Here is a 24,619-nt window from a genome sequence, read left to right on the forward strand (position 1 = left end):
CTCGACCGCCGGTAGCGGCAGGCCCGCTCGCACCGCGATCCGGGTGGCCAGACCGGCGTTCATGCGGCCGGAGCGGCGTACTGCCGCAGGCGGTTGTACACGCGTGTAGCGATGCTGTCGATCGTCGAACCGATTACAGTGTCGCGGTATTCGTCCTGCTGATATTGGCGATCCTTGAGCTGTGTGCCCCGGAGCCCGTCGAAGAGCCGGGCGACGAACCGAGTCCGCTCCACGAAGTACTCGAACTCCGGCGCCTGGTCCAGCACCCGGTCGGCGGTGTCACGGCCGGTGCGGGTCAGATAGTAGTCATGGCGCTGCACTCGGCCAGGACTGCCGTGCCGGCGGCGGACCACCAGGTCGGCGCTGCGCAGGACGGCAAGGGCGTCGTCGAGCGGTTCGTAGGCGCCGAACAGGAATCGGGTCATCGGGTAGCGCCGGACGTGAGGCTCGTCGGAGTGCAGGATGTCATGTGCCTGTTCGAGTAGCTCCGGGTCGCTGGTCCGCTCGAACTCGGTGATCAGCTCGTCGGCCAGGTAATCGGGGTTGCGGACCCAGAAGTCGAGTTTCTGCAGCCGGACCTGGCTCTCCAGCACTGCTACGGCCTCGGCGAGGGCCGGATCAGCCTCCGGCGGCCGTGGTAACGGAGTGGCGGCCGCCGAAATGATCAACAAGATTCGCATGGCATCTTGCGCGCGGCTGGTGCCGGGACTTTCTTCGCCCGCGGTCGTGGACACGAGGCGAATTCTAGGAAAGTCCAGGGTGGATCGCCATACCGAAACGTATTGCCCTAATTGTCCTCACTGGGTTGAGTGCTATATCAGATTGATGTTGAGTGGCGGAAGCTTTGGTGGTATTGATTTTTTCGCAGGAACGGCAGTATCGGGCGCGACTGTTGCCCTTGTCCCGGTTCCTCCGTGCCGAGCAAAATCTAGCCACCCGTGACGTGAGGGATGGGGTGTGACGCGCACCTGGAATGATCTTCCATTGGATCGGCCGATCAGCATTCTCGACATGAGTGCGAGCGAGATCGCCATGGCGGCCGAGTCGCGGGCGGAAAGTGCGCCCGCCGTCGTCGCCTACCACGCGGATGTCACCCAGCGACTCGCGCCGCTGGTCGCCGACCTGCTGGCCCGTCTGGACCGGATCGCCCGGGAGCTGTACCCGGCGTGGCTGCCCGCTGCCACGCAGATCACGAGTCCCGCGGGAGCAGGAGTCGTGGCGGTCCGCTCGATCGCCCTGCGCGAGGCCCGCGAGACCGGACAGTTCGGACCCTTCCTCGCCGACCTGGCCGAGCGATCACTCTTGCCTGGCCGGACCCGGCCGGACACCCGCTTCGGCCGGGAGACCCGTGCACGGGGCCTGGCACGGGTGATCGCCGCGAGTTACGACCGGACCGCCACGGTGATCCTGGTCAACCTGGTCGCCGATCTGACCGAGGTGCAGGAGGACACCCTGACCGCGGCAGCCCGCTGGCTCACCGACAGCGGATTCGGCGTCTGGTTCATCGGGATCCCGTTGCGCACCGCCGACACAGTCGAGCGCGTCTCCGTGGTGATGCCCCGGACCGAGCCGGCAGACGACGGGCCGGCCGAGGCGGGAGCGATCATCTACCCGGCTGTTCCCGGCCGACCGCACCCGGCGAGCGAGGCCGAGCGTGCCCTCGAAGCCTCCCTCGGCATGGTGGAGTGGTCGGCCGGACGCGCCTGGAATCAGCACCACCAGGTTCATCCGCTCGCCAATCCGGTTCGTCTCGACCTCTTCTGGCGTGCTGAGCGGCTAGTTGTCGAGATCGACGGTGACGAGCACCGGGCGCCTGTCCGATTCGCGGCGGACCGGCAGCGTGACGTCCTCTTGCAGCTGGCCGGATATGCCGTTTTGCGATTCACCAACAGCCAGGTCCTGGAGCATCGGGATCTGGTTCTGACACAGATTCGTGAATTCCTCGCCGGTCGCCGGGCCGAAGAACCATCAGGGAGTGCTGCATGACTGAGATCAAGCTGTCCGTGCCGGAGCGAATGCTGCTGTTCATCTTGATGGTGCGTAATGAGGAACTGTCGAACCCGCAAATCGAGAAGGAATACGCGCCGGGTCTGAAGCTCGTCGGAAAAGACCGAACCAAATTGCAGGAGGCCAAACTCATCGAGTCTCGCCGAGGTGTGCGAGGCGCGTATTTCTTCACCCTGGCGGACGGTGGCTGGCGCTGGTGCCGCGAGGAACTGCAGAACCGTGCGGTGCCCGCCGGTGCCGGCTCGGCGGGGCAGGCTCTCTACGCCCTCTTCAGCGGGCTGGAAGGGTATCTGTCCCGTACCGGGCGTACCTTGCAGCAACTGTTCGGCGGGCTACCCGAAGCGGACGGCAAGGTGTCCGCGGCGGTGCCGGCCGACGAGATCGAGAAACTGATCCGTCGCTCCTACCGGCTCGTGGCGGAGAACCCTGGCGATTGGATCCGGCTCGCCGACCTTCGTCACGCTCTGGACGGTCTGGATCGGGCCCAGGTCGACGGCGTGCTCAGGTTGATGACACGTTTGCCCGGCGTCCGGATCGAGGAGGAGACGAATCAGAAGACCCTGAGCCCGCAGGACCGCGCCGCCGCCGTCCTGATCGGCAATCGTGAGCAGCACCTGCTGTCGATCGAGGACCGATGAGCGAGACCGGGCTCAAGGCTCTGTCGAGCGTGCGGATCAGGATCGCCCCCACCCGTGACGATGTCTGGCAGGAGCCGGAATCGCATGTCGACACGCTCAACGGGAACGTGGCGACAGCAGTGCTCGACGCGATCGACAGCGCCCGTAGCAGTCAGGCGGCGAGCCCGGTCGGGGTCGTCGTGCAGGGCCAGCGCGGCTCGGGCAAGACCCACCTGCTCGGCTGGGTCCGAGCCCAGATCCAGCACCACGACGGGTACTTCTTCCTCGTCAGCCTCCTGGACGGGGCCAATTTCTGGCAGAGTGTCGCCACCTCGATGCTGGACGGGCTCACCCGGCAGGTCGACGGTCACGAGACCCAGTTGAAGGTTTTCATCCGGCGGGTCACCCTCCTGACCGGGGTGCCGTTCGCCGCACGTCAGGCACTGCTGGGCGAAGCCCCGCTCGACCAGTCCGCGATCAACGCCTTCCTCAATGCACTCAGCCGATACGACTCCCCGACCGCGATCCGATGCGGAAGGACCGCGCGTGCGCTGGCGATGTTCAACGCCGGTGACTTCATGACCCAGGAGATCGGCAACAATTTCCTGCTTTCCGGGGCGGAGTGCGAGCCGGGAGAACGTGCTCCGTGGGGTCTGCCGGCCGGTGGCTACCAGCCGGAACGAGTGGTCAGCGAGCTGTCCTGGCTGCTCGCACTCACCGGCCCGTCGGTCATCGCGATTGATCAGATCGACGGCCTGCTGGCACCGCTGGCCAAGGCGATGCACAACGATCACAACACTGAGTGGCAGGACTCACTCCTTCTCGATCATGTCGCGAACGGGATCATGGATCTGCGTGAGTTCACCCGTCGCACGCTTACGGTGATGGCGGCGCAGCATGCCACCTGGGAGGTGATCCGCCGCTACGCGATCTCCTCGGTCCAGGACCGCTTCGTCGCGAGGCAGAATCTGGGCCGGATTCCCAGCCCCGCCGTGGGGCGCGCGTTGGTCGCCCGGCGGCTGGAGCCGCACTATCGGGCCATGGATTTCGTGCCGCCCTACCCGACCTGGCCGGTCCGGGAGGACGCGTTCGACGACGCGACGCAGTTCATGCCGCGTGAGCTCCTGCAGACCGTGGTCGAGCACATCGGGAACTGTGTGGCGACCGGTGTGGTCAGCGAACTCACCGAGCTCCGCGCGGCACCGGAGGGGACAGCCCGCCGTCCCGTAGTGCCGCCCCGCCCGTCGGAGGACGGCCTCGCGGCGCTCGATGTGCAGTTCGCCGAGCTCAAAGCGGCTGCCGATGTGGCCGATGTACTGACCAAGGAGTCCGAGGACACCCGGCTGCCGGGGCTCATCGCGGCCGGCTTGGAAGCCTGGATCACCGAACTCGGTGATGCCGGTCGGCACTTCGAGCAGGATCCACCGCCGAGCACCAAACCAGCCCTGCACGGCCGCCTGCGCCGGATCATCGACGAGGTGACGGAGGAAGAGGCCCATTGGGGTTTCCGTGGGATCTCCCCCGGACATCACGCGACCGCGGTACTGAACCGCATCCGCACGTCCTGCACCGAGTCAGGCCTTGCGTCCGGAGTGCCTCAGCGCAAACTCTTCCTGCTCCGGAACACGCCGTGGCCGGCCACTCCGAAGAATCTGGAGGCCGTGGCGGCGTTCGAGGCGGCCGGTGGCCGGAGGCTCACGGTGAGTGAGGATGATCTGCGGACCCTATGGGCCCTTCGGGATCTCCTCGCCAAGGGGACGGACGACCTCTGGGTGGCCTGGCTCGTGGCACGCCAGCCGGCCCACGCCGTCGGGTTCCTGCGAGAAGGACTTACCGGCATGGCCGAGGGAGCACCCGAGCCGCCACCGGTGCCCGCCCCGCCGGCCGGCCGGTCGGTGGCCGCACCGGAGGTGCCCGCTGGCCCGCACTTCACGCTCGGCGAAACAGTGGACCATGCCGTCCCCGCCGTGGTCGAGCTCGAAGCGCTGCGTAAACACATCGCGATCTTTGCCGGTTCAGGTTCCGGGAAGACCGTTCTGCTGCGCCGGATCGTTGAGGAGTGTGCCCTGCGGGGCGTCTCCTCGATCGTGCTCGACCCGAACAACGACCTCGCCCGGATGGGGGATGCCTGGCCCGAGCCGCCGACCGCATGGGCCCCGGCCGACGAGACGAAGGCCCGTGACTACATCGAGAACACCGACGTTGTGGTCTTCACACCACGCCGTGCGTCCGGCCGGCCGATCAGTTTCCAGCCGCTGCCCGCGTTCCACGATCTGCGTGACGATCCGGACGAGTTCGAGATGGCCATCGAAGCGGCGCTGGCCACGCTTGCGCCCCGGGCGAAGGTCGACGGCCGGACCCGCAAGGCTGAGCAGGGCCGAGCGATCCTGAAGGAGGCCCTGATCCACTACGCCCGCCGGAACCAGGAGACAACACTCCGCGGGTTCATCGGCATGTTGGACGACCTACCGCCCTACGCTACGAGTTTCGGCGAACAGGCGACGAAGGTGTCGGCCGAACTGGGCCAGGCGCTGACCGCGGCCATGGTTATCGACCCCCTCTTCGGCGGTATCGGCCAGGCGATTGACCCCGGCGAGCTGCTGCGCCCCCGGGAGGGCCGGCGGGCCCGGGTGTCGGTGATCAGCATGATTGGTCTGCCCTCAGAGGAACAACGGCAGAGTTTCGTCAACCAGCTGCAGATGGCGCTCTTCGCCTGGGTCAAGAAGAACCCAGCCGGGGAGCGTCCGCTGGGCGGGCTCTTCGTCATGGACGAGGCGCAGACCCTGGCACCGTCCGGTGCCATGACCGCATGCACCCGGAGCACGTTGTCGCTCGCCTCGCAGGCACGCAAGTACGGGCTCGGACTGGTCTTCGCCACCCAGTCGCCGAAGGGCCTGCACAACCAGATCCCCGGGAACGCCGCTACTCAGTGCTATGGGCTGATGAACGCACCCGTGCAGATCGAGGCGGCACGGGAGATGGCGAGGGCGAAGGGCGGTGACGTGCCGGACATCTCCCAGCTGCGGACCGGTGAATTCTACGTGGCGCTGGAAGGCCAGCCGTTCGCGAAACTGCGGACGCCTTTGTGTCTCAGCCATCATCCGAAGAGCCCACCGACGGCCGACGAGGTGTTGGAGCGGGCGCGTGCCTGACGCCGTGCCCGCTCCTACCGCTCAGCGGGCGGCGGCCAGGCCGAACGACGACGGGCGGACACCGGGGAAGACGGTGTCCAGGGCGCCCAGGCCGCACCGCTTCTGCAGCACCTCGCCGATCACCGACCGGTAGTCGGTGGTCGCCGCCAGGTCACCCGCGACCAGCGCCCGCGGATCGAGGCCGGGCCAGTCGCCGTACACCTTGCCGCCGCGGATCCCGCCGCCGAGCAGCATCATGGCGTTGCCGTGACCGTGGTCGGCCCCGCGGGAGCCGTTCTCCTTCACCCGGCGGCCGAACTCGCTGATCGTCAGCACGGTCACCTTCTTCATGCCCTGCTCGCCCAGGTCGGTGACGAACGCGGCCAGCGCCTGGGAGAGCCCGAGCAGGTTGTCGTACATCCGCTCGCCCGCGACGGCCGGGCCGAGCCCCTGGTGCATGTCCCAGTCCCCGCAGTCGACGGCGGCGGTGACCAGCCCGGATCCCGCCTTGATCAGCCGGGCCACGTCGCGCAGCGCGCCGCCCAGGTCCGAGTCGGGGTAGACGGCACCGTTGGCCGGGCTGTAGCCGCCCTTCACCGCGGCCGTGGCGGCCAGCGCCCGGTCGGCGGCCAGGGCCGGGCCGGCGAGCACGGTGGGCGCATCGGAGTACATCGCCCGCAGCGCCGCGGCCATCGGCCGCTTGCCGTCGGCGGCCAGCGTGAAGTCCGCCAGGGCCTTCATCGACACGTCGGCCGACGGTCCGGCCATCAGGCGGGCCGGCATCGCGTCGCCCATCGACACGGCGGCGACCGGCCCGGACGCGCCGGTGAGGCCGAGCATCCGGTCGAGCCAGCCGCTGCGGATCGAGGTGCCGGGCGCGGCGTTCTCCATCGCCTCCATGGCGGCGAAGTGCGACCGGGTCGGGTCCGGCTGGCCGATCGCGTGCACGGCGGCGAGCTTGCCGGCCTTCCACTGCGGCAGCAGCGGCGCCAGGGCCGGGTGCAGGCCGAACATCCCGCCGTCACCGCCGATGACCTTCGATTTGGGTACGGCGATCCCGGGCCGTGCCTGGTAGTAGGCGGTGTCCCCGATCGGCGCGAACGCCGACAGCCCGTCGAATCCGCCGCGCAGCGACACCACGACCAGGGTGTCCCCGGTGTACGTGCCGGCGGCGAAGGCCAGGCTGGTGCTGAGCGCCTCGCCGGCCAGGCCGGTCAGCGCGGCACCGGCGCCGACGGCCAGCCCGCGGCCCAGGACACCCCGGCGGGTGAGTTGCAGCTTCTCGTTCTCGTCACAGCAGAGCAGCGTGCTCATGAAGAATCACCTCAGCTGGAAGGACGGCGAGTCAAGGACAAGGGCGATGAGGTACGGCGCGGCGCCCTTCAGCGACTTGTCATTGGCGGTCAGAGGACTCGTCGGCACCTTCCCGGCGACACTGAGCACGGCGGCGGTGTGCGCGGCCGGCAGTTTCGCGCCGGCCAGCCGCAGGGCCAGCGCGTCGACGAGCGCGCCGTAGGTGGCCGGCAACACCGGGACCAGGGACTTCAGCAGGTCGGCGGGGCGGGCCAGCTGGCTCGGGTACCAGCCGGCGGCCAGGTTCAGGTGCAGGTTGCAGCGGAGCAGGAACGCCGCCGGCGACGCCCAGGACACGGCCACGTCCGGGAAGCCGTCCGGGGTGCTCCAGCGGAACGGCGCGTTCCCGGACTGCACCAGGTGGTTGTAGAGCGCGTCGAGCGACTTCACGCCGGAGGCGTCCGGGCCCAGCCCGAGTGCCCGTACCGCCGCGACGGTGTCCTCGAACGGGGTGCGCGCCTTCTGGCCGACCGAGGCGGCGAACTCCGGCGAGAGGAACAGCGTCCGCAGCACCGGCGCGATCGCGGTGTCGCCGTCCAGATAGACCTTCTTCAGCTTGGCGACCAGCGACGCCGGGGCCTCGTCGGCGACGAAGCGGACGCAGAGCTTGCGGGCGATCCGCTCGGCCGTCTCCGGGCGGCGGGCCAGGTGGTCGATGAACGCGAACGCGGCGGCCTCGCCGTCGGTGGCGGCGTTGGCGTGCCGGAAACCGAGGATGTCGACGGCGCCGGTGGCGTGCAGCGAGGCGTCGTAGACGTACGCCCGCGACGACTTACCCACCGTCATGCCGGTCAGCAGGCGGGCCGCGGCCAGAACGTCGGCCTCGGAGAACCGGCCGACGCCGACGGTGTGCAGCTCCATCAGCTCACGGGCGTAGTTCTCGTTGGGGTGAGCCTTGGTCGACGACCGCTGGTCGAGGTAGGTCAGCATGGCCGGGTGCCGGGCGCTGGCCTTGAGCATGTCGGCGAACCTGCCGAGCGCGTGCTTGCGGATGACCGTGGTGTCGTAGTCGGCGCGGGTGTCCCAGATGCCGCTGGACGGGGCGGTCACGTGCAGGTGGTTCGCCCAGAACGCGACGGCCTGCTCGAACAGCTGCCGCTCGCTCCACGCGGCGCGGGCGATCGCGGCCCGGCCGAGCTGCTTGAACGCGTCGTACGAGTCCTTCTTCAACTTGGCGCGTACGGTGACCGGGTCGGCGCCGGCCATCGGCAGCCGCTTCAGGACCGCGTCGCACCGGGAGTCGCTGATCCGCGCCGGGTCGAGCTGCCGGTCCAGCCAGCCGCTGACGCCCAGCCGCCGGGCCTCGGCCAGCGCCTCGGGGGTGGCCCCGAAGGTGGCGCGGCGCAGCAGGTGGGCGATCGGGTCGTTGCCCAGGGTCCGGGCCAGGGCGGAGGCGGCGGGCGCGGGCGCGGCCAGAGCGGCTGCGGGCACCTCGGCGGCGAGTCCGGTCACGGTGAGGGCGGCGGTGGCGACGGAACCGGCGAGCACGGTACGGCGGGTCGGCTTGGTCATGCCAGACGGTTCGGCCCGGATCGCGGGTCGCGTCGCCGCTGCAACCGTGACTAACGCACCCGCAATCCGGGCGCACCCGTGACCGGAAACGGGGTGCTGACTTAGTCTCAAGACCGTGGATCAGGCTGAAACCGTACGTACCCCGTCCTCCTGGGTCGTCGTCGGGCTCGACAACGGCGGCACCTGCAACAACGCCACCGTGCTCGACGCGACGGGGCAATTCCTCGTGAATGACCTCGTGGAGAACCCGAGCCGGGTGCTCGAGGGCCCCGAGTCGGCCGTCGAAGCACTCGCCGACGCCTTCGGCAACATCCTGGAGCTGACCCGGACACCGCTGTCCCTGGTCCGTGCCGTCGGTCTGGACACCCCGGGCCCGGCCAGCGCGCACGGGGTGATCTCGTCGAAGGGCGCGACCAACTTCAACCAGGTGTCGTGGCACGGCTTCGACATCCGGGGCGCTCTGGAGACCCGGCTCGGCATGCCGGTGGTCTACAACAACGACGGCAACGCGGCCGCCCTCTACGCGCACCACCAGCACTTCGGTGCCGACGCGGCGGCGCACTCGTCGGTGTCGGCGATCGTCGGCACCGGCCTGGGCGGCGGTGTCGTCGAGGCCGGGCAGGTGGTCCGCGGCGCCGCCGGGATGGCCGGCGAACTGGGTCACGTGCAGATCCCGCTGCACGGTGTCCTCGAGGACGGCCAGCCCGTCCCGCAGTGCAACTGCGGGTTCGCCGGCGACGTGGAGAGCATCGCCTCGCTGACCGGCATCAAGAACAACCTGCTGCCGTACTGGCTGACCCGTTTCCCGGACCACCCGCTCGCCGAGGAGCCGATCGCGGTGGCCGCCAAGGCGCTGCGCGGTTACGGGGAGAAGGACGACCCGCTCGCCCTCGCCGTCTTCGGCCAGCAGGCGAAGGCGATCGGCAAGCTGTTCACCATCGCGGCGAACTTCACCGACCCGTCGGCCTACTTCCTGGGCGGCGGTGTGGTCGAGGCGGCGCCGCACTTCCGGCAGTGGTTCCTCAACACCGTGCGGGAGAACACCGACCTGCGTGACGAGCAGAAGGCGGTGGCCACCTTCGCCCTGGTGCCGGACCGGGACATGGCGGGCGCCCGGGGTGCCGCGGTGGCCGCCCTCAAGACGGTCGGTGGCTGAGGCCGCTCAGCTGTCAGCGCCTCACTCCTCTTTCAGCGCCTCACTCCTCTTTCAGCGCGGCGGCGACGTCGGGGAACATCGGCAGGTAGTCGCTGAGCCCGAGGGTGTCGAAGAGGCGCCGCAGGAAGCCCGACGGGGCGGCGAGACGGACCCAGCCGCCCCGCTCGGCGGCCCGGCCGTGCGCGGTGACCAGCACACCGACGCCCATCGAGTCGCAGAAGTCGAGGCCGGCGACGTCGACGATCACGCGTGGCGCGGGCCGCTCGACGAGCCGGGTCAGGTTGGCCTTGAGGGCCGGCGCGGTGTCGATGTCGAGTGATCCGCGCAGGACCAGCACGGCCGTGTTCGGTGGATGGTGCGCGACCGAGACCTGCATATGGTGTGTCCTTTGCGTGGAACGGGCTCGCCGGGGATCGATGAATACCCTATGCGAGCCCGTCACCACACGCAGGTTGCGCCACTCAGGCGGCGTTGCGCCACTTGCGCCCGTTGCGTCCGATCAGCCGGTCGGCGTCGGTCGGGCCCCAGGACGCGGCCTCGTACGTCGGGATCGGCGAAGTGTCCTTGTTCCAGTGCTCGATGATCGGGTCGACGATCCGCCAGCTGTGCTGCACCTCGTCGCTGCGGATGAAGAGCGACGCGTCACCGATCAGCGCGTCCAGCAGGAGCCGCTCGTACGCCTCCGGGGATTCCTCGACGAACGTCTGGTCGTACGAGAACTCCATGCTCGCCGTCCGCACCCGGAACGAGTGACCGGGCACCTTGGCGCCGAAGCGCAGCGAGATGCCCTCGTTGGGCTGGATCCGCAGGATCAGCGCGTCGGCGTCGAGGCCGGTCAGCTGGTCGGTCGGGATCGGCAGGTGCGGCGGCCGCTGGAACTGCAGCGCCACCTCGGTCAGGCGGGCCGGCAAGCGCTTGCCCGTGCGCACGTAGAAGGGCACTCCGGCCCAGCGCCAGTTGTCCACGTTCAGGCGCATCGCCGCATACGTCTCCGTCCGCGACAGCGGGTCGACGCCGACCTCCTCGCGGTAGCCGGCCATCAGCTCCTCACGGGTGCCACCCCGGGTGTACTGCCCGCGGACGGCGGCGTCGGCGATGTCCCGGTCGGTGGGGAGCCGGATCGCCTGGAGCAGCTTCACCTTCTCGTTGCGCAGGCCCTCGGCCTCGAACGACGCGGGCGGCTCCATCAGCGCGAGCGCGAGGACCTGGAGCACGTGGTTCTGCACGATGTCACGCATCGCGCCGGCGCCCTCGTAGAAGCCGCCGCGGGTGCCGACGCCGAGGGTCTCGGCCACGGTGATCTGCACGTGGTCGACCCAGGACCGGTCCCAGATGGGCTGGAAGATCGAGTTGGCGAAGCGCAGGGCCAGAACGTTCTGCACGGTGTCCTTGCCCAGATAATGGTCGATCCGGAAGACCTGGTGCTCCTCGAACGCGCCGTGCACGATGCCGTCGAGCTCACGCGCCGTGGCCAGATCGCGCCCATACGGCTTCTCGATGACCAGCCGGGAGAAGGAGCCCTCGCGCGCCTGGTTGAGCCCCGCGCCGGCCAGCCCGTTGATGACCGGCTCGAAGGCGCCGGCCGGAGTGGAGAGGTAGAAGAGCCGGTTGCCCGAGGTGCCACGGACCGCGTCCAGCTCGTCGAGGGTCTCGGCGAGGCGCTTGAACGTGTCCGGGTCGTCATAGCCGCCGGCCACGTAGCGGACACCGCCCGCGAGCTGCCGTTTCTCGGCGAGACTGCGGCCGCCGAGCGCGCTCTCGGCGAACTGGTCGTCGCTCATCGGCGTCCGCGCGACACCCACCAGCGCGAACTGATCGGGCAGCCGGCCGTGCCGGGCCAGGTTCTCCACCGCGGGCAGCAGCTTGCGGCGGGTCAGGTCGCCGGACGCGCCGAAGATCACCAGCGTGGCTGGCGGGGCGCTGCGCTCCTGGATGAGCTGAGGTGCGTGGTCCATGGTCTGCGAGTCCTCCGACCGGGTCGTAACCGTCCGTTTGAACCTTACGGCCGGTGACCCTCGGAGGGTTCATCCGCTTCCTGCAAAGCGGGACAACGTGGCGGTGAACACGTCCATAGCTCGATGCGCCCGGACCATTGCGAAAAAAGTGGCAAACTGGGTTCAAAGGTCTGGCAACCGAGGGGGACCCTGTGAAGTACCGGCTCGTGACCCGTAGCGACTTCGACGGTCTCGTGTGTGCCGTGCTACTGCGCCATCTCGACATGATCGACGACATCCTCTTCGTGCATCCCAAGGACGTGCAGGACGGCGTCGTGGACATCTCCGACCGGGACATCCTCACCAACGTGCCGTACGACCCGCGCGCCAACATGGTCTTCGACCACCACCATTCGGAGACCCTGCGCAATACCGGCGGCCTGGACAACCACGTGATCGACGCGGAGGCACCGTCGGCGGCCCGGGTGATCTACGAGCACTTCGGTGGCAAGGAGCGCTTCCCGAAGGTGACCGACGACCTGATGCGTGCCGTGGACCAGGCCGACTCGGCCGACTACTCGCTCACCGACATCCTCAGCCCGACCGGTTGGACGCTGCTGAACTTCCTGATGGACAGTCGCACCGGCCTGGGCCGGTTCCGCAACTTCCGGATCTCCAACTACCAGCTGATGATGCAGCTCATCGACGCGTGCATCGAGCACAACGATGTCAACGAGATCCTCGCCCTGCCGGACGTGGTCGAGCGGGCCGAGCTGTTCCACGACTGCTCGGCCCGGTTCGTCGAGCAGTTGCACCGGGTCTCCCACCTGGAGGGCGACGTGATCATCGTCGACCTGCGGGAGGAGGAGGTGATCGAGGCGGGCAACCGGTTCATGGTCTACGCGCTGTTCCCCGAGTCGCGGGTGTCGGTGCACATCATCTGGGGCCGGCAGAAGCTCAACACCGTCTTCGCCTGCGGCAAGTCGATCCTGGACCGCAGCTCGCCGGTCGACATCGGTGAGGTGATGCTGCGCTACGGCGGCGGTGGTCACCTCGCGGCCGGCACCTGCCAGGTCCCGCACGACGAGTCGGACCGGGTGGAACGCGAGATCATCGACGCGCTCCGCACGGAGCGGGTGGTCGCGGTATGACCGTGCGGGCGGGACCCTCGGGTCCCGCCCGCACAGCACGCGGATCACGGGCCTTGCCCGGGCCCCACCCGCCGGTCGTGGTTCCGCGCCCCACGCGCTCGCCACGACGTTTCCTCACGCCCACCCGCGTGAGGTTTTCCCAAACTGCAGGCCCGGCCTGCGTGGGAGTCTCTAACCCTTGTAGCTCCACTTACCGGCGCCGACCGGCTCCTTCTCCTCCTCGGCCGGCTCCTTCTCGTCCTCCACCGGCTTCTCCTCCTCGGTGGCCCGGTGCCGGCCGCGCAGCATCACCCAGCCGCTGCCGAGCAGCGCCAGAGCGGCCACGATCCAGCCGGAGACGGAGAGCCAGGACGGTCCGCCGGTCGCGTCGGCCACGAGCGCGGCGAACATGGCGTCCTCGGCCGCGGTGGTGTCCGTCGTGGTGGCGAGCGGGTCGCCGTGGTGCGACACCGGGAGACCGCCGTTCGACGGGGTCAGCGCCATCGTCGCGGGCATGACCGGGCCGGCCTTCCCATCGGCGTACTTCGTCTCGACCATGAACCGCATCGTGCTCAGCGCCGGCATGGGGCCGATCGCCACGGTCAGGTCGGCGGAGCCGCCCGGCGCGATGGTGGTGCCGTCCACCGCGAGCCAGGTGATCGCCGCGGCGGCCTCGGTCGCCGGAGTGCCACCGTGGATGGTGCTGAGTGGCTGTTGCAGCTTCTGATAGGTGATCTTCGGCGCCCACTTGTCCACCGACAGGGGGTACACCTCGGCCACCGGCGTGTCGGCCGGAATCCTCAGCGTCACCTCGGTGATCGGCGCCGCGCCCTCGTTGGTCACGTGGAAGCTCAGGTTCGCTCCACTGCCCTGCGGCGCGCTCGCCGGGTTCACCGTCACATCCGCCATGGCCGGGCCGGCGGCGAACAGCACGCCGACGGCGGTCAGAGCGGTCATCGCGCCCGCGCGGCGGGCCAGCCCGAGATGCCTCACGACATGTAGTTCGGATCACCGGTCCCGATGGTTCAACCCGGACCCAGAAGATTTCCGGGAGATCTCGTGGCGGATGATGAGCCCATGCGTGACGTGCCCATCGACGGCGACATGATCCGGCTCGGCCAGTTCCTCAAGCTGGCCGATCTCATCGACACCGGCGGCGAGGGCAAGATCCTCATCGCTTCGGGGGATGTGACGGTCAACGGCGAGGTCGACGTGCGCCGCGGCCGGCAGCTGCACCCCGGCGATGTGGTCGAGGTCCAGGGCCGCCGGGCGCGGGTGGTTTCTTAGCAAAAGCCGGAACCTCGGCGGGGCCGGTGTCGTCGTACCGGGCATGACCACCAACCGCGGTCTGATGACCGCTGTCGCCGTCCCCCTACTGCTGCTGGGCGCCTGCGCCCGGCCCGGCGTCGCCGGCGAGGCCGGCGCTCCGGGCTCCGCCGCTCCGGTCACCGAGAGCACCACCCCCGATCCGGCCACCATCGCCCTGCGTGTCGAATACCGCGGCGGCTTCGTCCCGGCCGAGACCATCCCCTCCCGGCTCCCGCAGTTCACCGTCTACGCCGACGGCCGCGCGATCACCGAGGGCCCGGTCACCCTGATCTATCCCGGCCCGTCCCTGCCGAACCTCCAGGAGATCAGACTCAGCGAGGCCCAGGTCCGCGAGCTGACCGCCGGCGCCGTCGCGGCCGGCGTCAAGGCCGGAGCCGATTTCGGTACGCCGGGAGTCGCCGACGCCCCCAGCACGAGGATCAGTGTCGTCACCGCCGGTGGCGAACAGGCCGTCGAGGTGATGGCCCTGGGGCAGGCCAGTCCCGACGACACCTCCCTCACCGCGGCGCAGCAGGCCGCCCGCAAGAAGGTGACGGAGTTCATCGGCTCACTGCACGAGCTGTTCGCCGACGCGGCCAGTCCCGCGGCGAAGCCGTACCAGGCGGAGCGGGTCGCCGTGCTGGCCTCGCCCTATCAGGACACCGGTGACGGCCTGGCCGGCGCGCCGGTCAAGTGGCCGGCCGCCGAGTTGCCCGGCGCCTTCCTCAACGAGGAGCTGCGGATCAACTGCCTGACCGTCGACGGCACCGCGAAGGACGAGGTGCTCGCAGCGGCGGCCAAGGGCAACGAGCGCACGCCCTGGGAGTCGGCCGGCAAGAAGTGGCAGATCAAGTTCCGGCCGCTGCTGCCGGACGAGAAGGAGTGCGCCGACCTGAAGAAGCAGGCGTGAACCCGATCGGCGAGCCGGCCGAGAGCGTGGACACCGAGGGTGCTCGCCCGGCTCAGGAGAGTGGTGACAACGGGCGCGGGCCCGATCCGCGTGACCCGGCCGATCCGCCCGGCGCCGGTCCCGCTGTGGTGCGGCGGCCGGCCGGGGGAGACCGCGGGGCGGCCCCGCTGGGCTGACGGCGTCACGGATGGTGGCCGGTCCGCCGGCCGCCATCCGATCACCACACGTCGCCGTCGCGCCAGTCGCAGGTGAGGGTTCCGGTGAGGGACAGGCCCGGTGCGGGGCGGACCAGGGTGCTGCCGTCGTCGTCGGGGGTGCGGATCACGCCGCCGGGCGCGAGCACCGCCGTCGGGCCCTCCCAGACCACCCATCCGCGGGACAGGTAGAGGCCGTGCCCCTTCTCCGAGGCGGAGAGCGCGCCCATCTCGTAGCCGCCGTCGATCAGCCGCTCGGCCTCGGTCATCACCGCGGCGGCCAGGCCCTGCCCGCGCCACCGCGGGTGCACCGCGACCGCCTCGACGTAACCGCAGCGCAGCGACCGGCCGTCGTGCAGGAGACGGCGCTGGACCACGGCGCCGTGCGCGACCGGGCGGCCGGAGCGGGTGACGGTCAGGTGCAGCCCGCCGAGCGTGTGGTCCCAGTCGTGGTCGTCGAAGGATCCGTCGAAGGCGGTGTCCAGCAGTTCGCGGACGGCGAGGCGCTCGTCCGGGCGCAGGTCGGCCGTGGGCGCGACGCGGACCGTGGTCACTCCGGGGTTCTCCAGCGGCTGCATGGTCATGATCATGACGGAGCCGGGTGTCGATCTTCTCTCGTTTCGCTCTCGGCGGCCGCGTTTCCTTTTCGCGTCACGCGGCCGCCGCGAGCGGCGACTCAGTGCACCTGGAGCAGGTCCACCGCTCAGTGCACCTGGAGCAGGTCCACCGCTCAGTGCACCTGGAGCAGGTCCACCACGAAGACGAGGGTCTCGTTCGGCTTGATCGCGCCGGCCGCGCCCCGCGAGCCGTAGCCCAGGTGCGGCGGGATGACCAGCTTGCGACGGCCGCCGACCTTCATCCCGGCGACACCCTGGTCCCAGCCGGCGATGACCTGCTGGCCGGCCACCCGGAAACCGAACGCCTCGCCCCGGTTGTAGGAGGCGTCGAACTCCTTGCCCGTGGACTGGGCGACACCCACGTAGTGCACGCTGACGAAGTCGCCGGCCTTCGCCTCCTGGCCCTCGCCCGTGACGATGTCCTCGATCAGCAGTTCGCTGGCGGGAGCGTCGGGGATGGGGCCGACATCGGGCTTGTGCATGAATCCTCCTGGTTTCTTACCTGACTCGGCCATGCAATCACAGCGCGGTGGCCGGTGAACGAGCGGTGCCTGAACTCCGTACCCCCGGGTGGCTCTGCACTGCCGTACCCGGGAGATCTCATGTCAGTCCGCCGCATCGCCGCCGCCGCGCTGGTCACCGCGGCCGCCGTCCCCGTCGCGCCCTCGCCCGCGAGCGCGCACGGCGCACCGATGACACCGATCAGCCGCAGCGCAGCCTGCGCCGGGAACGGGGTGCAACGGGGTGCCGCGGCGTGCAAGGCGGCCCTCAAGGCCACCGACGGGTTCCTCGGCGCCTACGACAATCTGCGGCTGGCCGACGTGAAGGACGACCGGCAGCGGGTCCCGGACGGGAAGCTGTGCAGTGCGGGCATCGACCTCTACCGGGGTCTCGACCTGGCGCGCGACGACTTCCCGTCGACGCAGGTGAAGTCCGGGCAGAACCTGAGGATCACCTATCGGGGCACGATCCCGCACCGGGGCTCGTTCCGGATCTTCCTCACCCGTTCGGGGTACGACCCGTTGAAGAAGCTGAGCTGGGACGACCTCGGGGACCCGCTCGCCGAGATCAAGGATCCACCGCTGACCGGCGGGGCGTACCGGATGAAGGTGACCCTCCCGAAACGGACCGGGCGGCACATCCTCTACATGGTCTGGGAGACCTCCAGTACACCGGACACCTATTACTCCTGCTCCGATCTGGTGTTCCCGGCGGCCGCCACGCCGTCGGTCACGAAGAGTCCCAGTCCCGCCCCGGTGGCCGAGGAGACGGCGGTGGTGAAGCCGACGACGGCGCCCCCGGCCACGGTCGAACCCACGGAGGCGCCGAGCATCGCGCCGGAGCTCGCCGCCGGGGTGACGACGACCGACGATCAAATGATCGGTCTCGGTCACTGGCTCATCGGCGGCGCACTGGCCGTCGCCGCGCTGGTGGCGGCCGGTGCGGGCCTCTCCCGGCTGCGCCGCCGCGAAACTCGTTGAGAGTTCCCTGAATTTTCTGTTGAACCGCCGGCATCTGGATCTCGTACTGACGGGCGTCGACGATGCATTGCCTGTCAGGCCCCCCAACGACGAAAGGCCTAGCATGAGTCGTGTTCGTTACCGCGCACCGGGCCGCACCTCGTGGCTGTCCCGCCGCCGCGTGCTGGCCCTGGCCGCTACAGGTGTAGGTGTCTCCGCCGCCGGTGTGGCCGGGCTGAGCCTCGCCGGAACGGCGGAAAGCGATGACGACGGTGCCCCGCTCGTGATCTCGCTGCGTGATGTCAAGAAGGGCACGATCGACGTCTTCTCCGGTGAGAAGGTCAAGACGATCACCGACAAGAAGCTCGTGGCCAGCCTGCTCAAAGCCGCCGGCCGCTGACTTCCGACGTTTCGACCTAACGTTCTTCCCGACAGGAGATCCCCCCGAACATGTCTTCCCATCGCGAAGCGCCGGAGATCAGCAAGGACCCGGTCGCCGACAGTTCCGACCTGTACGCGTTCGTCAGCCCCGACGACCCGGACACGGTCACGATCATCGCCAACTACGTGCCGCTCCAGCTGCCGTCGAGCGGCCCGAACTTCTTCGAGTTCGGCGACGACGTGCTCTACGAGATCCACATCGACGCGAACGGTGACGCCCGCCCGGACATCACCTACCAGTTCCGGTTCCGCACCGAGCTGCGCAACGACAAGACGTTCCTGTACAACACCGGCCAGATCAAGTCGCTCGACGACGAGAACTGGAACCGCCGGCAGTTCTACTCGGTGACGAAGGTCGACAGCCACGGCAAGAGCACGGTGCTGGCCAACAAGCTGCCGTGCCCGCCCTGCAACGTCGGCAAGATCTCGATCCCGAACTACGCGAAGCTCGCCGAGGACGCCGTCCACAAGCTGAAGAGCCGCGAGAAGGTCTTCGCCGGCCAGCGTGCCGACGCCTTCTTCGTCGACCTGGGCTCGATCTTCGACCTCGGCACCCTGCGCCCGTTCCAGGACAAGCACCTGGTCGGCCAGCAGCTGTTCAACTACGCCGGCAAGGCGGTCAACGCCACCGACAAGACCAACGTGCACAGCATCGCCATCCAGATCCCGCTGGACATGGTCCGCCGCGACGGCAAGAAGCGGGTCCGGGCCAAGGACGCCGGCGCCGTGATCGGCGTGTGGACGTCGGCCAGCCGCCGGCAGGTCGAGGTGCGTGGCGACAAGGGCGGCGGCGACGTCGTGGTCGGCCCGCAGGTGCAGGTCTCCCGCCTGGGTAACCCGCTGTTCAACGAGGTCATCGTGCCGATGGCGCAGAAGGACAAGTGGAACAGCCTGCCGCCGAGCGAGGACAAGCGGTTCGCCGAGTTCGTCGCCACGCCCGAACTGGGAGCGCTCCTGCCGGTTCTCTACCCGGGTCTCTTCGACAACCTGGCGGAGTTCAACAAGACCAAGGAAGCCCGCGCCGACCTGCTGGCGATCCTGCTGACCGGTATCCCGGACGGCATCATCGAGGGCTTCCAGAACAACACCGGCACGCTCCAGGCCGACATGCTGCGGCTCAACACGGCCATCCCGCCGGCGGAGAAGGAGAACAAGTTCGGTGTCGTCGGAGGCGACATCGCCGGGTTCCCGAACGGTCGGCGTATCGCTGACGACGTCGTGTCGATCTCGATCAAGGCGGTGGCCGGCGCGACGCTGCCGCTGGTCAACAAGGACTTCAAGGCCGACGCCGCATCCGGGCTCGTCGAGCAGGGCCTGAGCATCAAGGACGTCAGCGCCTCGCTGCTCAAGAAGTTCCCCTTCCTGCCCACCCCCTTCGACGGTTTCAACAACCCGTCCTGATACGACCCACGAGGGAGTACGGCATGAGCCTCGGACATGGCGACCACCACCATCACCACCACACCTACGCCCCGTCCGGGCAGGGCACGGTGATGCTGAACATCGGCGGCACGATCGGCGCGCTGATCATCCACACGCCGGCCACGTTGCACGGCCACGAGATCGAGGTGTCGCCGGTCGAGGACACCGGGCACCGGACCCACGCGGCGGTCCGTGCCCGATACGTCCGGTCCGGTGTCACCTTCTGCGTGGTCATCGACAGTCTTCCGGAAGGCCGTTACGTGGTCTGGCAGGACGACGACACGCCGTTCACGCAGGTGGAAGTCCAGGGCGGCGCGGTCGCCGAGGTCACCTGGCCGGCGAATCTCGTCCCCGGAAGGACTCCACTGGCGGTCTAGTCTGGACGCCATGGCAGGTGGTCGGCTCCCGGGCCCGGCATCGCCGGGCGCGGACGTCCCGGTCCATGTCGGCCTGCGCACCTCCGACATGGACGAGGCCCGGGAGTTCTGCCGCAAGCTCTACTACGGACCACTGCGGATCGATCCGGTCGGTGACCCCGGCCGGATGCGTTTCGCCGCCGACGTGGTCACCCTGGGCCCGATCACCCTCGGCGAGGTCGGGTACGGGACGGACATCCGCATCACCATCGGCGCGCTGGAGACGGCGTACCACGTGCTGGTCCCGCTCAGCGGCGCGGTCCGCTCCCGGCACCGCGGCGCGGTGACCCTGGCCGACGCCACCCGCGCCGTCGTCTACCGCCCCACCGGCGGCATCGAGCTCGACTGGCCCGGCAGCTGCCGTCTGCTCAGCGTCAAGGTCGACCGGGCCGCCCTCGAGCGCGAGGTCGACGCCGCGCTCGATCACCGGGTCGTCTCCCCGCTGCCGCTCGGCGCCACCTTCGACCTGGTCGACGGCCCCGGCCGGACCTGGGCCGCCCTCACCCGCCTGCTGCTCAGTGAGCTGCGTGCTCCCGACGCCCTGGCCAGCCGCCCCCGGATGGCCGCGCGCTGGCGCGACATGGTGGTCAGCGGCCTCGCGCTGACCGTCGAGCATCCCTACGGCGAGGAACCGGCCGGCCTCCAGGGCCCGCACCGCCCCCGCACGGTCAAACGTGCCCTCGACGCCATGCACACCGAGCCGGCCCGGCACTGGACGATCCACGACCTGGCCGGCCTGGCCGGCGTCGGCGTCCGCGTCCTCCAGGAGTCGTTCCGCCAGCACGTCGGCATGCCGCCGCTGACCTACCTGCGCCGCCTGCGCCTCGACGGGGTGCACGCCGAGCTCTCCCGCTCCGATCCGGGCCGGGCCGGCGTGAGCGAGGTCGCCTACCGCTGGGGTTTCACCCATCTCGGCCGCTTCGCGGGCGCCTACCGCGACCGGTTCGGCGTGTCACCGTCGCAGACCCTCCGGGACCGTCTTTAGGGGTACGACCGGAGGCTCCCGAATCCACCACGGATCGACGGCAACCATCCGTGCCTGGTCGAGCGTCTTGGGTGGCGAGACATGCGGGCTGCCGGTGCCCTCCGCCATCGACCACGAGGACCTTCGATGCCACAGGATGTGCTCGATGCCGTCGGGCCGGGACTCCGCGACCGAGAACGCCATCGACGAACGGGGGACTCCCGGGTGGGAGCCGCTGATGACGACTTCGATTCCTTCGTCCGTACCCGGACGCACGCGCTGCTGCGTTCGGCCTATCTGCTCACCGGTGACCAGCAACTCGCCGAGGACCTCGTCCAGTCGGCGCTGACCCGCACCCACCAGTCGTGGAAGCGGCTGGCCGACACCGGCAACGCCGAGGCCTACGCCCGGCGCACCATGTACCACCTGCAGGTGTCCTGGTGGCGGCGGCGCCGGGTGGCGGAGGTGATGCCCGAGGTCATGCCGGACCGGTCCGGTGGTGACGACCATGCCGGGGCGGTCAGCCTGCGCCTGGTCATGCGGGCCGCGCTGCTGAGGCTGAGCGCCCGGCAGCGGGCCGTGCTGGTGCTCCGGTTCTTCGAGGACTGCACCGAACGTGAGGTCGCCGACCTGCTCGGCGTCACGGTCGGCACGGTGAAGAGCCAGACCGCGAAAGCCCTGGCCCGGCTGCGGGCCATCGCCCCCGAACTCGCCGACGTGGAGACCCGGAACGGAGCCCTGTCATGATCAACCTCCCCGAGCACCTGGCCGATCTGGCCGACGAGGTGATGGCCCCGGTGGACATGCGGGACCGGGTGCTGGCGTCCTCGCGGCGGGCCACCGTCCGGCGACGGGCTCTGCTCGCCGGGTCGGCGGCCGCCGCCGTGCTGGTGATCGCCTCCGGCGTCGCCTGGGCGGGGCTCCCCGGACCGTCCCGGGACACACCGGTCGAGGTGGCCGCGCCGTCGTCCCCGCCGGCGCCGCTGCCGAGCCTGGTGCAGACCGGCCCGGCCGTGACCCTGCCGGAACGGCTGTTCTTCCTCGCCGCGGACGGGCGCCTCCAGCTGCTGCGGGACCTCGACACCGTCACCACCCTGTTCACGCCGGCCGGCGACACCTGCGGCCTGACCGTCACGCCGGAGGGCACCCGGATCGCCTGGGTGGTCGCCGACGGCGGTGGCGCCACCGGTGATCTCGTCGTGGCCGAGCCGGACGGCGGCCACCGGAGGACCGTGATCACCGGTGTGGCCTGCACCGGCGGCAACAGCCCGGTGTGGATGCCCGGCGGGCGGCAGCTGCTGATCCGGCAGGGCAACGCCGGGCCTCGGGTGCTCGTCGACACCGTCACCGGCGCGACCAGCGCGACCGCGTTCCGGCATGTCACCGGCTATCTGGCCTGGTCACCGGCGGGCAGCCGGGTCGCCTACCGGGACGGCGGGGACATCGTGGTGGCCCGGCCGGACGGCTCCGAGGAGCGCCGGGTCGCGCACCGCGACGAGAGCCCGACCGGTGGTTTCAGTGTGCAGGGTGTCACCGACGACGGCCTGCGGGTGATCGTCGGCATGCAGAACAGCGACCCCGACCTGATCCGGTCCGGGTTCCGTCTGGTCGACACCGGGTCCGGCCGCGACGTGGAGTTGCCGGCCGGGGCCGGTGGGAAGCAGGTGCAGATCCGGCCGGCCGCCGACGGCTTCCTCCTGCTCCGGGCCGGGGGCAGAGCGAGGGTCATCGGCCCGGACGCCGACATCCACGTCGAATGGACCGAGCCGGCGATCCTGCGGACCGCGACCCTGCTCTGACCGAACGCCTCCCCCGCCGGCGTCCGCATCCGCGCGGTGACGTGTGGTGCGGATCGGACCGCACGTCACCACGCGGGGTGGGGGAGGTTCGTGCGGTGACGTGTGGTGCGGATCGGACCACGTCACCACGCGGGTCGGAGCGAGTGGTTCGGCGTCTCACCGTCCCGGTTCCTCCGGGACCGGCGCTGACCGTCGCGGGCGGCGGAACGCCAGTGCCGCGGCCAGCAGGACGAGGGCCGCGGCTGCCGTGAAGGCCACGCGGCTGGTGAGGCGGGCGGTTCCGGCGCCGGTGCGTGCCTGGGCGCTTCGTGCCTCGAGGGACTCCCTCAGGCGGCCGGCCATCTCCCGGATGTCGTCGATCCGGCGCTTGTGGGCCATGTGCAACTCGTTGGAGGCGGGCACCCCGGCCACGCCGGTGGGCCGGACGATCAGCTCGGCCATCGCGCTGTGCGCGGTGTGGTACTCGCCCACGGACAGGCGCAGCGGCTTGCGGAAGGACCGCTCCTCGAACGTCAGGTCCGCGGCGTCCAGGGCGTCGAGAGCCTCGTACACGCGGGGCCAGTCCTCGATCTCCGCGACGAGCACCCGGACGGCCGCCGGATCGGGTGGATTCCGCGACCGCAGATCGGGAAGGAAGTCGCTGGGAGCCCGCTCGACGACGGTCGCGGCGCGGACGGCCGCGGTCAGGCCCGGCTCGTCGACCCGCAGCATGTCGCCGGTCCTCGTGCTCCACCAGCCCGCACCACCGGCGACGAGCGCCAGGACGACGAGCGCGGCGGGAATCAGCCCACGGTTCGGCATGTCCTGGCACCCCTTACGTTCCCACGATGACGGCACATCGCCTATCGGCGGGGGCGCCGGTGGGTTGACGGTGGTGGGCCGCCCTCAGCCCCGGCGGTCGCGCCGGGACCGCGAGGGGCCACCTGCGTCGCGGGGTGGCCCCGGTACGCGACAGGTGCGCCCGGGGCCGGCGTAGCCGTACCGGAAGAAGGGGTTAGAGCTCTACTCTCTGGCCCTTGCCGATCACGACGATGCCGTTGTCGCTGACGGTGTAGAGCTTGCGGTCGCGGTCGAGGTCGACGCCGATCTGGGCACCCTCGGGGACCACCACGTTCTTGTCGATGATGGCGTTGCGGATGACCGCGCGCCGGCCGACCGATACACCCTCCATGATCACCGCGCCGTCCACGTGCGCCCACGAATTGACCCGCACGTTGGGGGAGATGACCGAGCGTTCCACGAGGGCGCCGGAGACGACCACGCCGGGGGAGATCATCGAGTCGATGGCCCGGCCCTGGCGGTCGTCGTAGCCGTGGACGAACTTGGCCGGCGGCCACGAGCCGTAGTTGGTGAAGATCGGCCAGTCGTGGTTGTAGAGATTGAAGATCGGCAGCGTGGCGATCAGGTCGGTGTGCGCCTCGTAGAAGGAGTCGAGCGTCCCCACGTCGCGCCAGTAGCCACGGTCCCGGTCGGTGGCGCCGGGCACGTCGTTGTCGCGGAAGTCGTAGACGTTGGCCTCACCCTTCTCCACCAGCATCGGGATGATGTTGCCGCCCATGTCGTGCTTGCTGTCCGGATTTTGCGCGTCGGCGGAGACGGCCTCGCACAGGGCCCGGGTGGTGAAGACGTAGTTGCCCATCGACGCGTAGACCTCGCCGGGGGAGTCGGGCAGGCCGACCGCGTCCTTCGGCTTCTCCCGGAACGCCTTGATCTTCTTGCCGTCGGGGCCGACGTCGATCACGCCGAACTGGTCGGCGAGCGACAGCGGCTGGCGGATGCCGGCGACGGTCACCGCGGCGCCCGAGGCGATGTGGTCGTTGACCATCTGCTTCGGGTCCATGCGGTAGATGTGGTCGGCGCCGAACACGATCACGTAGTCGGGCGACTCGTCGTTGATCAGGTTGAGGCTCTGGTAGATCGCGTCGGCGGAGCCGGCGAACCAGCGCGGGCCGAGCCGCTGCTGGGCCGGGACCGGGGTGACGTAGTTGCCGAGCAGCGTCGACATGCGCCACGTCTTGGAGATGTGCCGGTCGAGGGAGTGCGACTTGTACTGCGTCAGGACGACGATCTTGAGATAACCCGCATTCGCGAGGTTCGACAGCACGAAGTCGATCATGCGATAGATGCCGCCGAAGGGCACGCCGGGTTTGGCCCGGTCAGCCGTCAACGGCATCAGGCGCTTGCCTTCCCCACCAGCCAGAACGATCGCAAGCACCTTGACTGCCATGGGGAGGACGCTAATATTCCG

25 protein-coding genes are annotated in these 24,619 nt (G+C 69.8%); 15 read left to right on the forward strand and 10 right to left on the reverse strand.

The window, feature by feature from the left end; genetic code table 11:
• Nucleotides 1-59: 59 nt before the first annotated feature.
• Nucleotides 60-671, reverse strand: coding sequence for a hypothetical protein (locus tag ACFO0C_RS40750; RefSeq protein WP_378072178.1), 612 nt, complete (start codon nt 669-671; stop codon nt 60-62).
• A gap of 340 nt (nt 672-1,011) precedes the next feature.
• Here ACFO0C_RS40750 and ACFO0C_RS40755 point away from each other — a divergent pair, with 340 nt between their 5' ends.
• Genes ACFO0C_RS40755 through ACFO0C_RS40765 form a run of 3 tightly spaced genes read left to right on the forward strand, consistent with a single transcriptional unit; the run spans nt 1,012 to nt 5,776 of the window.
• A complete protein-coding gene (locus tag ACFO0C_RS40755) occupies nt 1,012-1,986 on the forward strand; it encodes an endonuclease domain-containing protein (protein ID WP_378072179.1) in 975 nt (324 codons plus the stop codon).
• Entirely contained in the window at nt 1,983-2,645 is a 663-nt protein-coding gene (locus tag ACFO0C_RS40760; RefSeq protein ID WP_378072180.1) for a hypothetical protein, read from the forward strand. The genes ACFO0C_RS40755 and ACFO0C_RS40760 overlap by 4 nt, the downstream gene beginning before the upstream one ends.
• On the forward strand, nt 2,642-5,776 hold the full coding sequence (locus ACFO0C_RS40765) for a helicase HerA domain-containing protein (protein ID WP_378072181.1): 3,135 nt from the start codon (nt 2,642-2,644) through the stop codon (nt 5,774-5,776). The genes ACFO0C_RS40760 and ACFO0C_RS40765 overlap by 4 nt, the downstream gene beginning before the upstream one ends.
• A 21-nt stretch (nt 5,777-5,797) precedes the next feature.
• On the opposite strand, the gene ACFO0C_RS40770 is transcribed toward ACFO0C_RS40765, so the two are convergent.
• Both ACFO0C_RS40770 and ACFO0C_RS40775 read right to left on the reverse strand, forming a co-directional pair.
• Nucleotides 5,798-7,069: a DUF1501 domain-containing protein gene (locus ACFO0C_RS40770; protein WP_378072182.1), complete on the reverse strand. Its 1,272-nt coding sequence runs from the start codon at nt 7,067-7,069 to the stop codon at nt 5,798-5,800.
• A 6-nt stretch (nt 7,070-7,075) separates the two neighbouring features.
• Nucleotides 7,076-8,620 (reverse strand): DUF1800 domain-containing protein, encoded by a 1,545-nt coding sequence (locus ACFO0C_RS40775; protein ID WP_378072183.1) that lies wholly within the window; start codon nt 8,618-8,620, stop codon nt 7,076-7,078.
• A gap of 115 nt (nt 8,621-8,735) precedes the next feature.
• Between ACFO0C_RS40775 and ACFO0C_RS40780 the strand changes: the two genes are divergently transcribed.
• On the forward strand, nt 8,736-9,776 hold the full coding sequence (locus tag ACFO0C_RS40780; protein ID WP_378072184.1) for an ROK family protein: 1,041 nt from the start codon (nt 8,736-8,738) through the stop codon (nt 9,774-9,776).
• A 40-nt stretch (nt 9,777-9,816) separates the two neighbouring features.
• On the opposite strand, the gene ACFO0C_RS40785 is transcribed toward ACFO0C_RS40780, so the two are convergent.
• Both ACFO0C_RS40785 and zwf read right to left on the reverse strand, forming a co-directional pair.
• A complete protein-coding gene (locus ACFO0C_RS40785) occupies nt 9,817-10,152 on the reverse strand; it encodes an STAS domain-containing protein (protein ID WP_378072185.1) in 336 nt (111 codons plus the stop codon).
• Nucleotides 10,153-10,237: 85 nt separating this feature from the next.
• Entirely contained in the window at nt 10,238-11,731 is a 1,494-nt protein-coding gene (gene zwf, locus ACFO0C_RS40790; RefSeq protein ID WP_378072186.1) for a glucose-6-phosphate dehydrogenase, read from the reverse strand.
• A gap of 191 nt (nt 11,732-11,922) precedes the next feature.
• Here zwf and ACFO0C_RS40795 point away from each other — a divergent pair, with 191 nt between their 5' ends.
• On the forward strand, nt 11,923-12,861 hold the full coding sequence (locus ACFO0C_RS40795; protein WP_378072187.1) for an exopolyphosphatase: 939 nt from the start codon (nt 11,923-11,925) through the stop codon (nt 12,859-12,861).
• A 171-nt stretch (nt 12,862-13,032) separates the two neighbouring features.
• On the opposite strand, the gene ACFO0C_RS40800 is transcribed toward ACFO0C_RS40795, so the two are convergent.
• Nucleotides 13,033-13,833, reverse strand: a complete 801-nt coding sequence (locus ACFO0C_RS40800) for a DUF1775 domain-containing protein (RefSeq protein ID WP_378072188.1) — start codon at nt 13,831-13,833, stop codon at nt 13,033-13,035.
• Nucleotides 13,834-13,917: 84 nt separating this feature from the next.
• Between ACFO0C_RS40800 and ACFO0C_RS40805 the strand changes: the two genes are divergently transcribed.
• Genes ACFO0C_RS40805 through ACFO0C_RS40815 form a run of 3 tightly spaced genes read left to right on the forward strand, consistent with a single transcriptional unit; the run spans nt 13,918 to nt 15,234 of the window.
• Nucleotides 13,918-14,127 carry an RNA-binding S4 domain-containing protein gene (locus ACFO0C_RS40805; RefSeq protein WP_360324861.1) on the forward strand — a complete coding sequence of 70 codons (210 nt, stop codon included), beginning with the start codon at nt 13,918-13,920 and terminating at the stop codon, nt 14,125-14,127.
• Nucleotides 14,128-14,170: 43 nt separating this feature from the next.
• Nucleotides 14,171-15,058, forward strand: a complete 888-nt coding sequence (locus ACFO0C_RS40810) for a hypothetical protein (protein ID WP_378072189.1) — start codon at nt 14,171-14,173, stop codon at nt 15,056-15,058.
• Nucleotides 15,055-15,234, forward strand: coding sequence for a hypothetical protein (locus ACFO0C_RS40815; protein WP_378072190.1), 180 nt, complete (start codon nt 15,055-15,057; stop codon nt 15,232-15,234). Before ACFO0C_RS40810 ends, ACFO0C_RS40815 begins: the two co-directional genes overlap by 4 nt.
• Nucleotides 15,235-15,275: 41 nt before the next feature.
• On the opposite strand, the gene ACFO0C_RS40820 is transcribed toward ACFO0C_RS40815, so the two are convergent.
• Together ACFO0C_RS40820 and ACFO0C_RS40825 are read right to left on the reverse strand one after the other, a co-directional pair.
• Nucleotides 15,276-15,836 carry a GNAT family N-acetyltransferase gene (locus ACFO0C_RS40820; RefSeq protein WP_378072191.1) on the reverse strand — a complete coding sequence of 187 codons (561 nt, stop codon included), beginning with the start codon at nt 15,834-15,836 and terminating at the stop codon, nt 15,276-15,278.
• A 146-nt stretch (nt 15,837-15,982) separates the two neighbouring features.
• On the reverse strand, nt 15,983-16,351 hold the full coding sequence (locus ACFO0C_RS40825) for an FKBP-type peptidyl-prolyl cis-trans isomerase (RefSeq protein ID WP_378072192.1): 369 nt from the start codon (nt 16,349-16,351) through the stop codon (nt 15,983-15,985).
• Between the two features lie 120 nt (nt 16,352-16,471).
• Between ACFO0C_RS40825 and ACFO0C_RS40830 the strand changes: the two genes are divergently transcribed.
• From ACFO0C_RS40830 to ACFO0C_RS40860, 7 genes are all read left to right on the forward strand, one after another.
• On the forward strand, nt 16,472-17,350 hold the full coding sequence (locus ACFO0C_RS40830; protein WP_378072193.1) for a lytic polysaccharide monooxygenase: 879 nt from the start codon (nt 16,472-16,474) through the stop codon (nt 17,348-17,350).
• A gap of 103 nt (nt 17,351-17,453) precedes the next feature.
• Nucleotides 17,454-17,729: a hypothetical protein gene (locus ACFO0C_RS40835; RefSeq protein ID WP_378072194.1), complete on the forward strand. Its 276-nt coding sequence runs from the start codon at nt 17,454-17,456 to the stop codon at nt 17,727-17,729.
• A 50-nt stretch (nt 17,730-17,779) separates the two neighbouring features.
• Nucleotides 17,780-19,171, forward strand: a complete 1,392-nt coding sequence (locus ACFO0C_RS40840; RefSeq protein ID WP_378072195.1) for a DUF4331 domain-containing protein — start codon at nt 17,780-17,782, stop codon at nt 19,169-19,171.
• Between the two features lie 23 nt (nt 19,172-19,194).
• Nucleotides 19,195-19,569 (forward strand): phospholipase, encoded by a 375-nt coding sequence (locus ACFO0C_RS40845; protein WP_378072196.1) that lies wholly within the window; start codon nt 19,195-19,197, stop codon nt 19,567-19,569.
• A gap of 10 nt (nt 19,570-19,579) precedes the next feature.
• Nucleotides 19,580-20,593 (forward strand): AraC family transcriptional regulator, encoded by a 1,014-nt coding sequence (locus ACFO0C_RS40850; protein ID WP_378072197.1) that lies wholly within the window; start codon nt 19,580-19,582, stop codon nt 20,591-20,593.
• 204 nt (nt 20,594-20,797) lie between these two features.
• Nucleotides 20,798-21,319 carry a SigE family RNA polymerase sigma factor gene (locus tag ACFO0C_RS40855; RefSeq protein ID WP_378072198.1) on the forward strand — a complete coding sequence of 174 codons (522 nt, stop codon included), beginning with the start codon at nt 20,798-20,800 and terminating at the stop codon, nt 21,317-21,319.
• Nucleotides 21,316-22,371, forward strand: a complete 1,056-nt coding sequence (locus tag ACFO0C_RS40860; RefSeq protein WP_378072199.1) for a TolB family protein — start codon at nt 21,316-21,318, stop codon at nt 22,369-22,371. The genes ACFO0C_RS40855 and ACFO0C_RS40860 overlap by 4 nt, the downstream gene beginning before the upstream one ends.
• Before the next feature lie 156 nt (nt 22,372-22,527).
• Here the strand turns inward: ACFO0C_RS40860 and ACFO0C_RS40865 are convergent, their stop codons facing one another.
• Nucleotides 22,528-23,172, reverse strand: a complete 645-nt coding sequence (locus tag ACFO0C_RS40865) for a hypothetical protein (RefSeq protein ID WP_378072200.1) — start codon at nt 23,170-23,172, stop codon at nt 22,528-22,530.
• Between the two features lie 193 nt (nt 23,173-23,365).
• Nucleotides 23,366-24,598, reverse strand: coding sequence for a glucose-1-phosphate adenylyltransferase (glgC, locus tag ACFO0C_RS40870; protein ID WP_378072201.1), 1,233 nt, complete (start codon nt 24,596-24,598; stop codon nt 23,366-23,368).
• Between the last annotated feature and the right edge of the window lie 21 nt (nt 24,599-24,619).

The organism is Actinoplanes subglobosus, assembly GCF_042650585.1.
In the GTDB taxonomy this organism is placed as follows: Bacteria; Actinomycetota; Actinomycetes; order Mycobacteriales; family Micromonosporaceae; genus Actinoplanes; species Actinoplanes subglobosus.

Excerpts from the sequence above, each read along its gene's own strand:
- ACFO0C_RS40755 (WP_378072179.1), top strand. The coding sequence starts at position 1,012 with ATGAGTGCGAGCGAGATCGCCATGGCGGCCGAGTCGCGGGCGGAAAGT.
- ACFO0C_RS40760 (WP_378072180.1), top strand. The coding sequence starts at position 1,983 with ATGACTGAGATCAAGCTGTCCGTGCCGGAGCGAATGCTGCTGTTCATC.
- ACFO0C_RS40765 (WP_378072181.1), top strand. The coding sequence starts at position 2,642 with ATGAGCGAGACCGGGCTCAAGGCTCTGTCGAGCGTGCGGATCAGGATC.
- ACFO0C_RS40770 (WP_378072182.1), bottom strand. The coding sequence starts at position 7,069 with ATGAGCACGCTGCTCTGCTGTGACGAGAACGAGAAGCTGCAACTCACC.
- ACFO0C_RS40775 (WP_378072183.1), bottom strand. The coding sequence starts at position 8,620 with ATGACCAAGCCGACCCGCCGTACCGTGCTCGCCGGTTCCGTCGCCACC.
- ACFO0C_RS40785 (WP_378072185.1), bottom strand. The coding sequence starts at position 10,152 with ATGCAGGTCTCGGTCGCGCACCATCCACCGAACACGGCCGTGCTGGTC.
- zwf (WP_378072186.1), bottom strand. The coding sequence starts at position 11,731 with ATGGACCACGCACCTCAGCTCATCCAGGAGCGCAGCGCCCCGCCAGCC.
- ACFO0C_RS40805 (WP_360324861.1), top strand. The coding sequence starts at position 13,918 with ATGCGTGACGTGCCCATCGACGGCGACATGATCCGGCTCGGCCAGTTC.
- ACFO0C_RS40810 (WP_378072189.1), top strand. The coding sequence starts at position 14,171 with ATGACCACCAACCGCGGTCTGATGACCGCTGTCGCCGTCCCCCTACTG.
- ACFO0C_RS40820 (WP_378072191.1), bottom strand. The coding sequence starts at position 15,836 with ATGACCATGCAGCCGCTGGAGAACCCCGGAGTGACCACGGTCCGCGTC.
- ACFO0C_RS40825 (WP_378072192.1), bottom strand. The coding sequence starts at position 16,351 with ATGCACAAGCCCGATGTCGGCCCCATCCCCGACGCTCCCGCCAGCGAA.
- ACFO0C_RS40830 (WP_378072193.1), top strand. The coding sequence starts at position 16,472 with ATGTCAGTCCGCCGCATCGCCGCCGCCGCGCTGGTCACCGCGGCCGCC.
- ACFO0C_RS40835 (WP_378072194.1), top strand. The coding sequence starts at position 17,454 with ATGAGTCGTGTTCGTTACCGCGCACCGGGCCGCACCTCGTGGCTGTCC.
- ACFO0C_RS40840 (WP_378072195.1), top strand. The coding sequence starts at position 17,780 with ATGTCTTCCCATCGCGAAGCGCCGGAGATCAGCAAGGACCCGGTCGCC.
- ACFO0C_RS40845 (WP_378072196.1), top strand. The coding sequence starts at position 19,195 with ATGAGCCTCGGACATGGCGACCACCACCATCACCACCACACCTACGCC.
- ACFO0C_RS40850 (WP_378072197.1), top strand. The coding sequence starts at position 19,580 with ATGGCAGGTGGTCGGCTCCCGGGCCCGGCATCGCCGGGCGCGGACGTC.
- ACFO0C_RS40860 (WP_378072199.1), top strand. The coding sequence starts at position 21,316 with ATGATCAACCTCCCCGAGCACCTGGCCGATCTGGCCGACGAGGTGATG.
- ACFO0C_RS40865 (WP_378072200.1), bottom strand. The coding sequence starts at position 23,172 with ATGCCGAACCGTGGGCTGATTCCCGCCGCGCTCGTCGTCCTGGCGCTC.
- glgC (WP_378072201.1), bottom strand. The coding sequence starts at position 24,598 with ATGGCAGTCAAGGTGCTTGCGATCGTTCTGGCTGGTGGGGAAGGCAAG.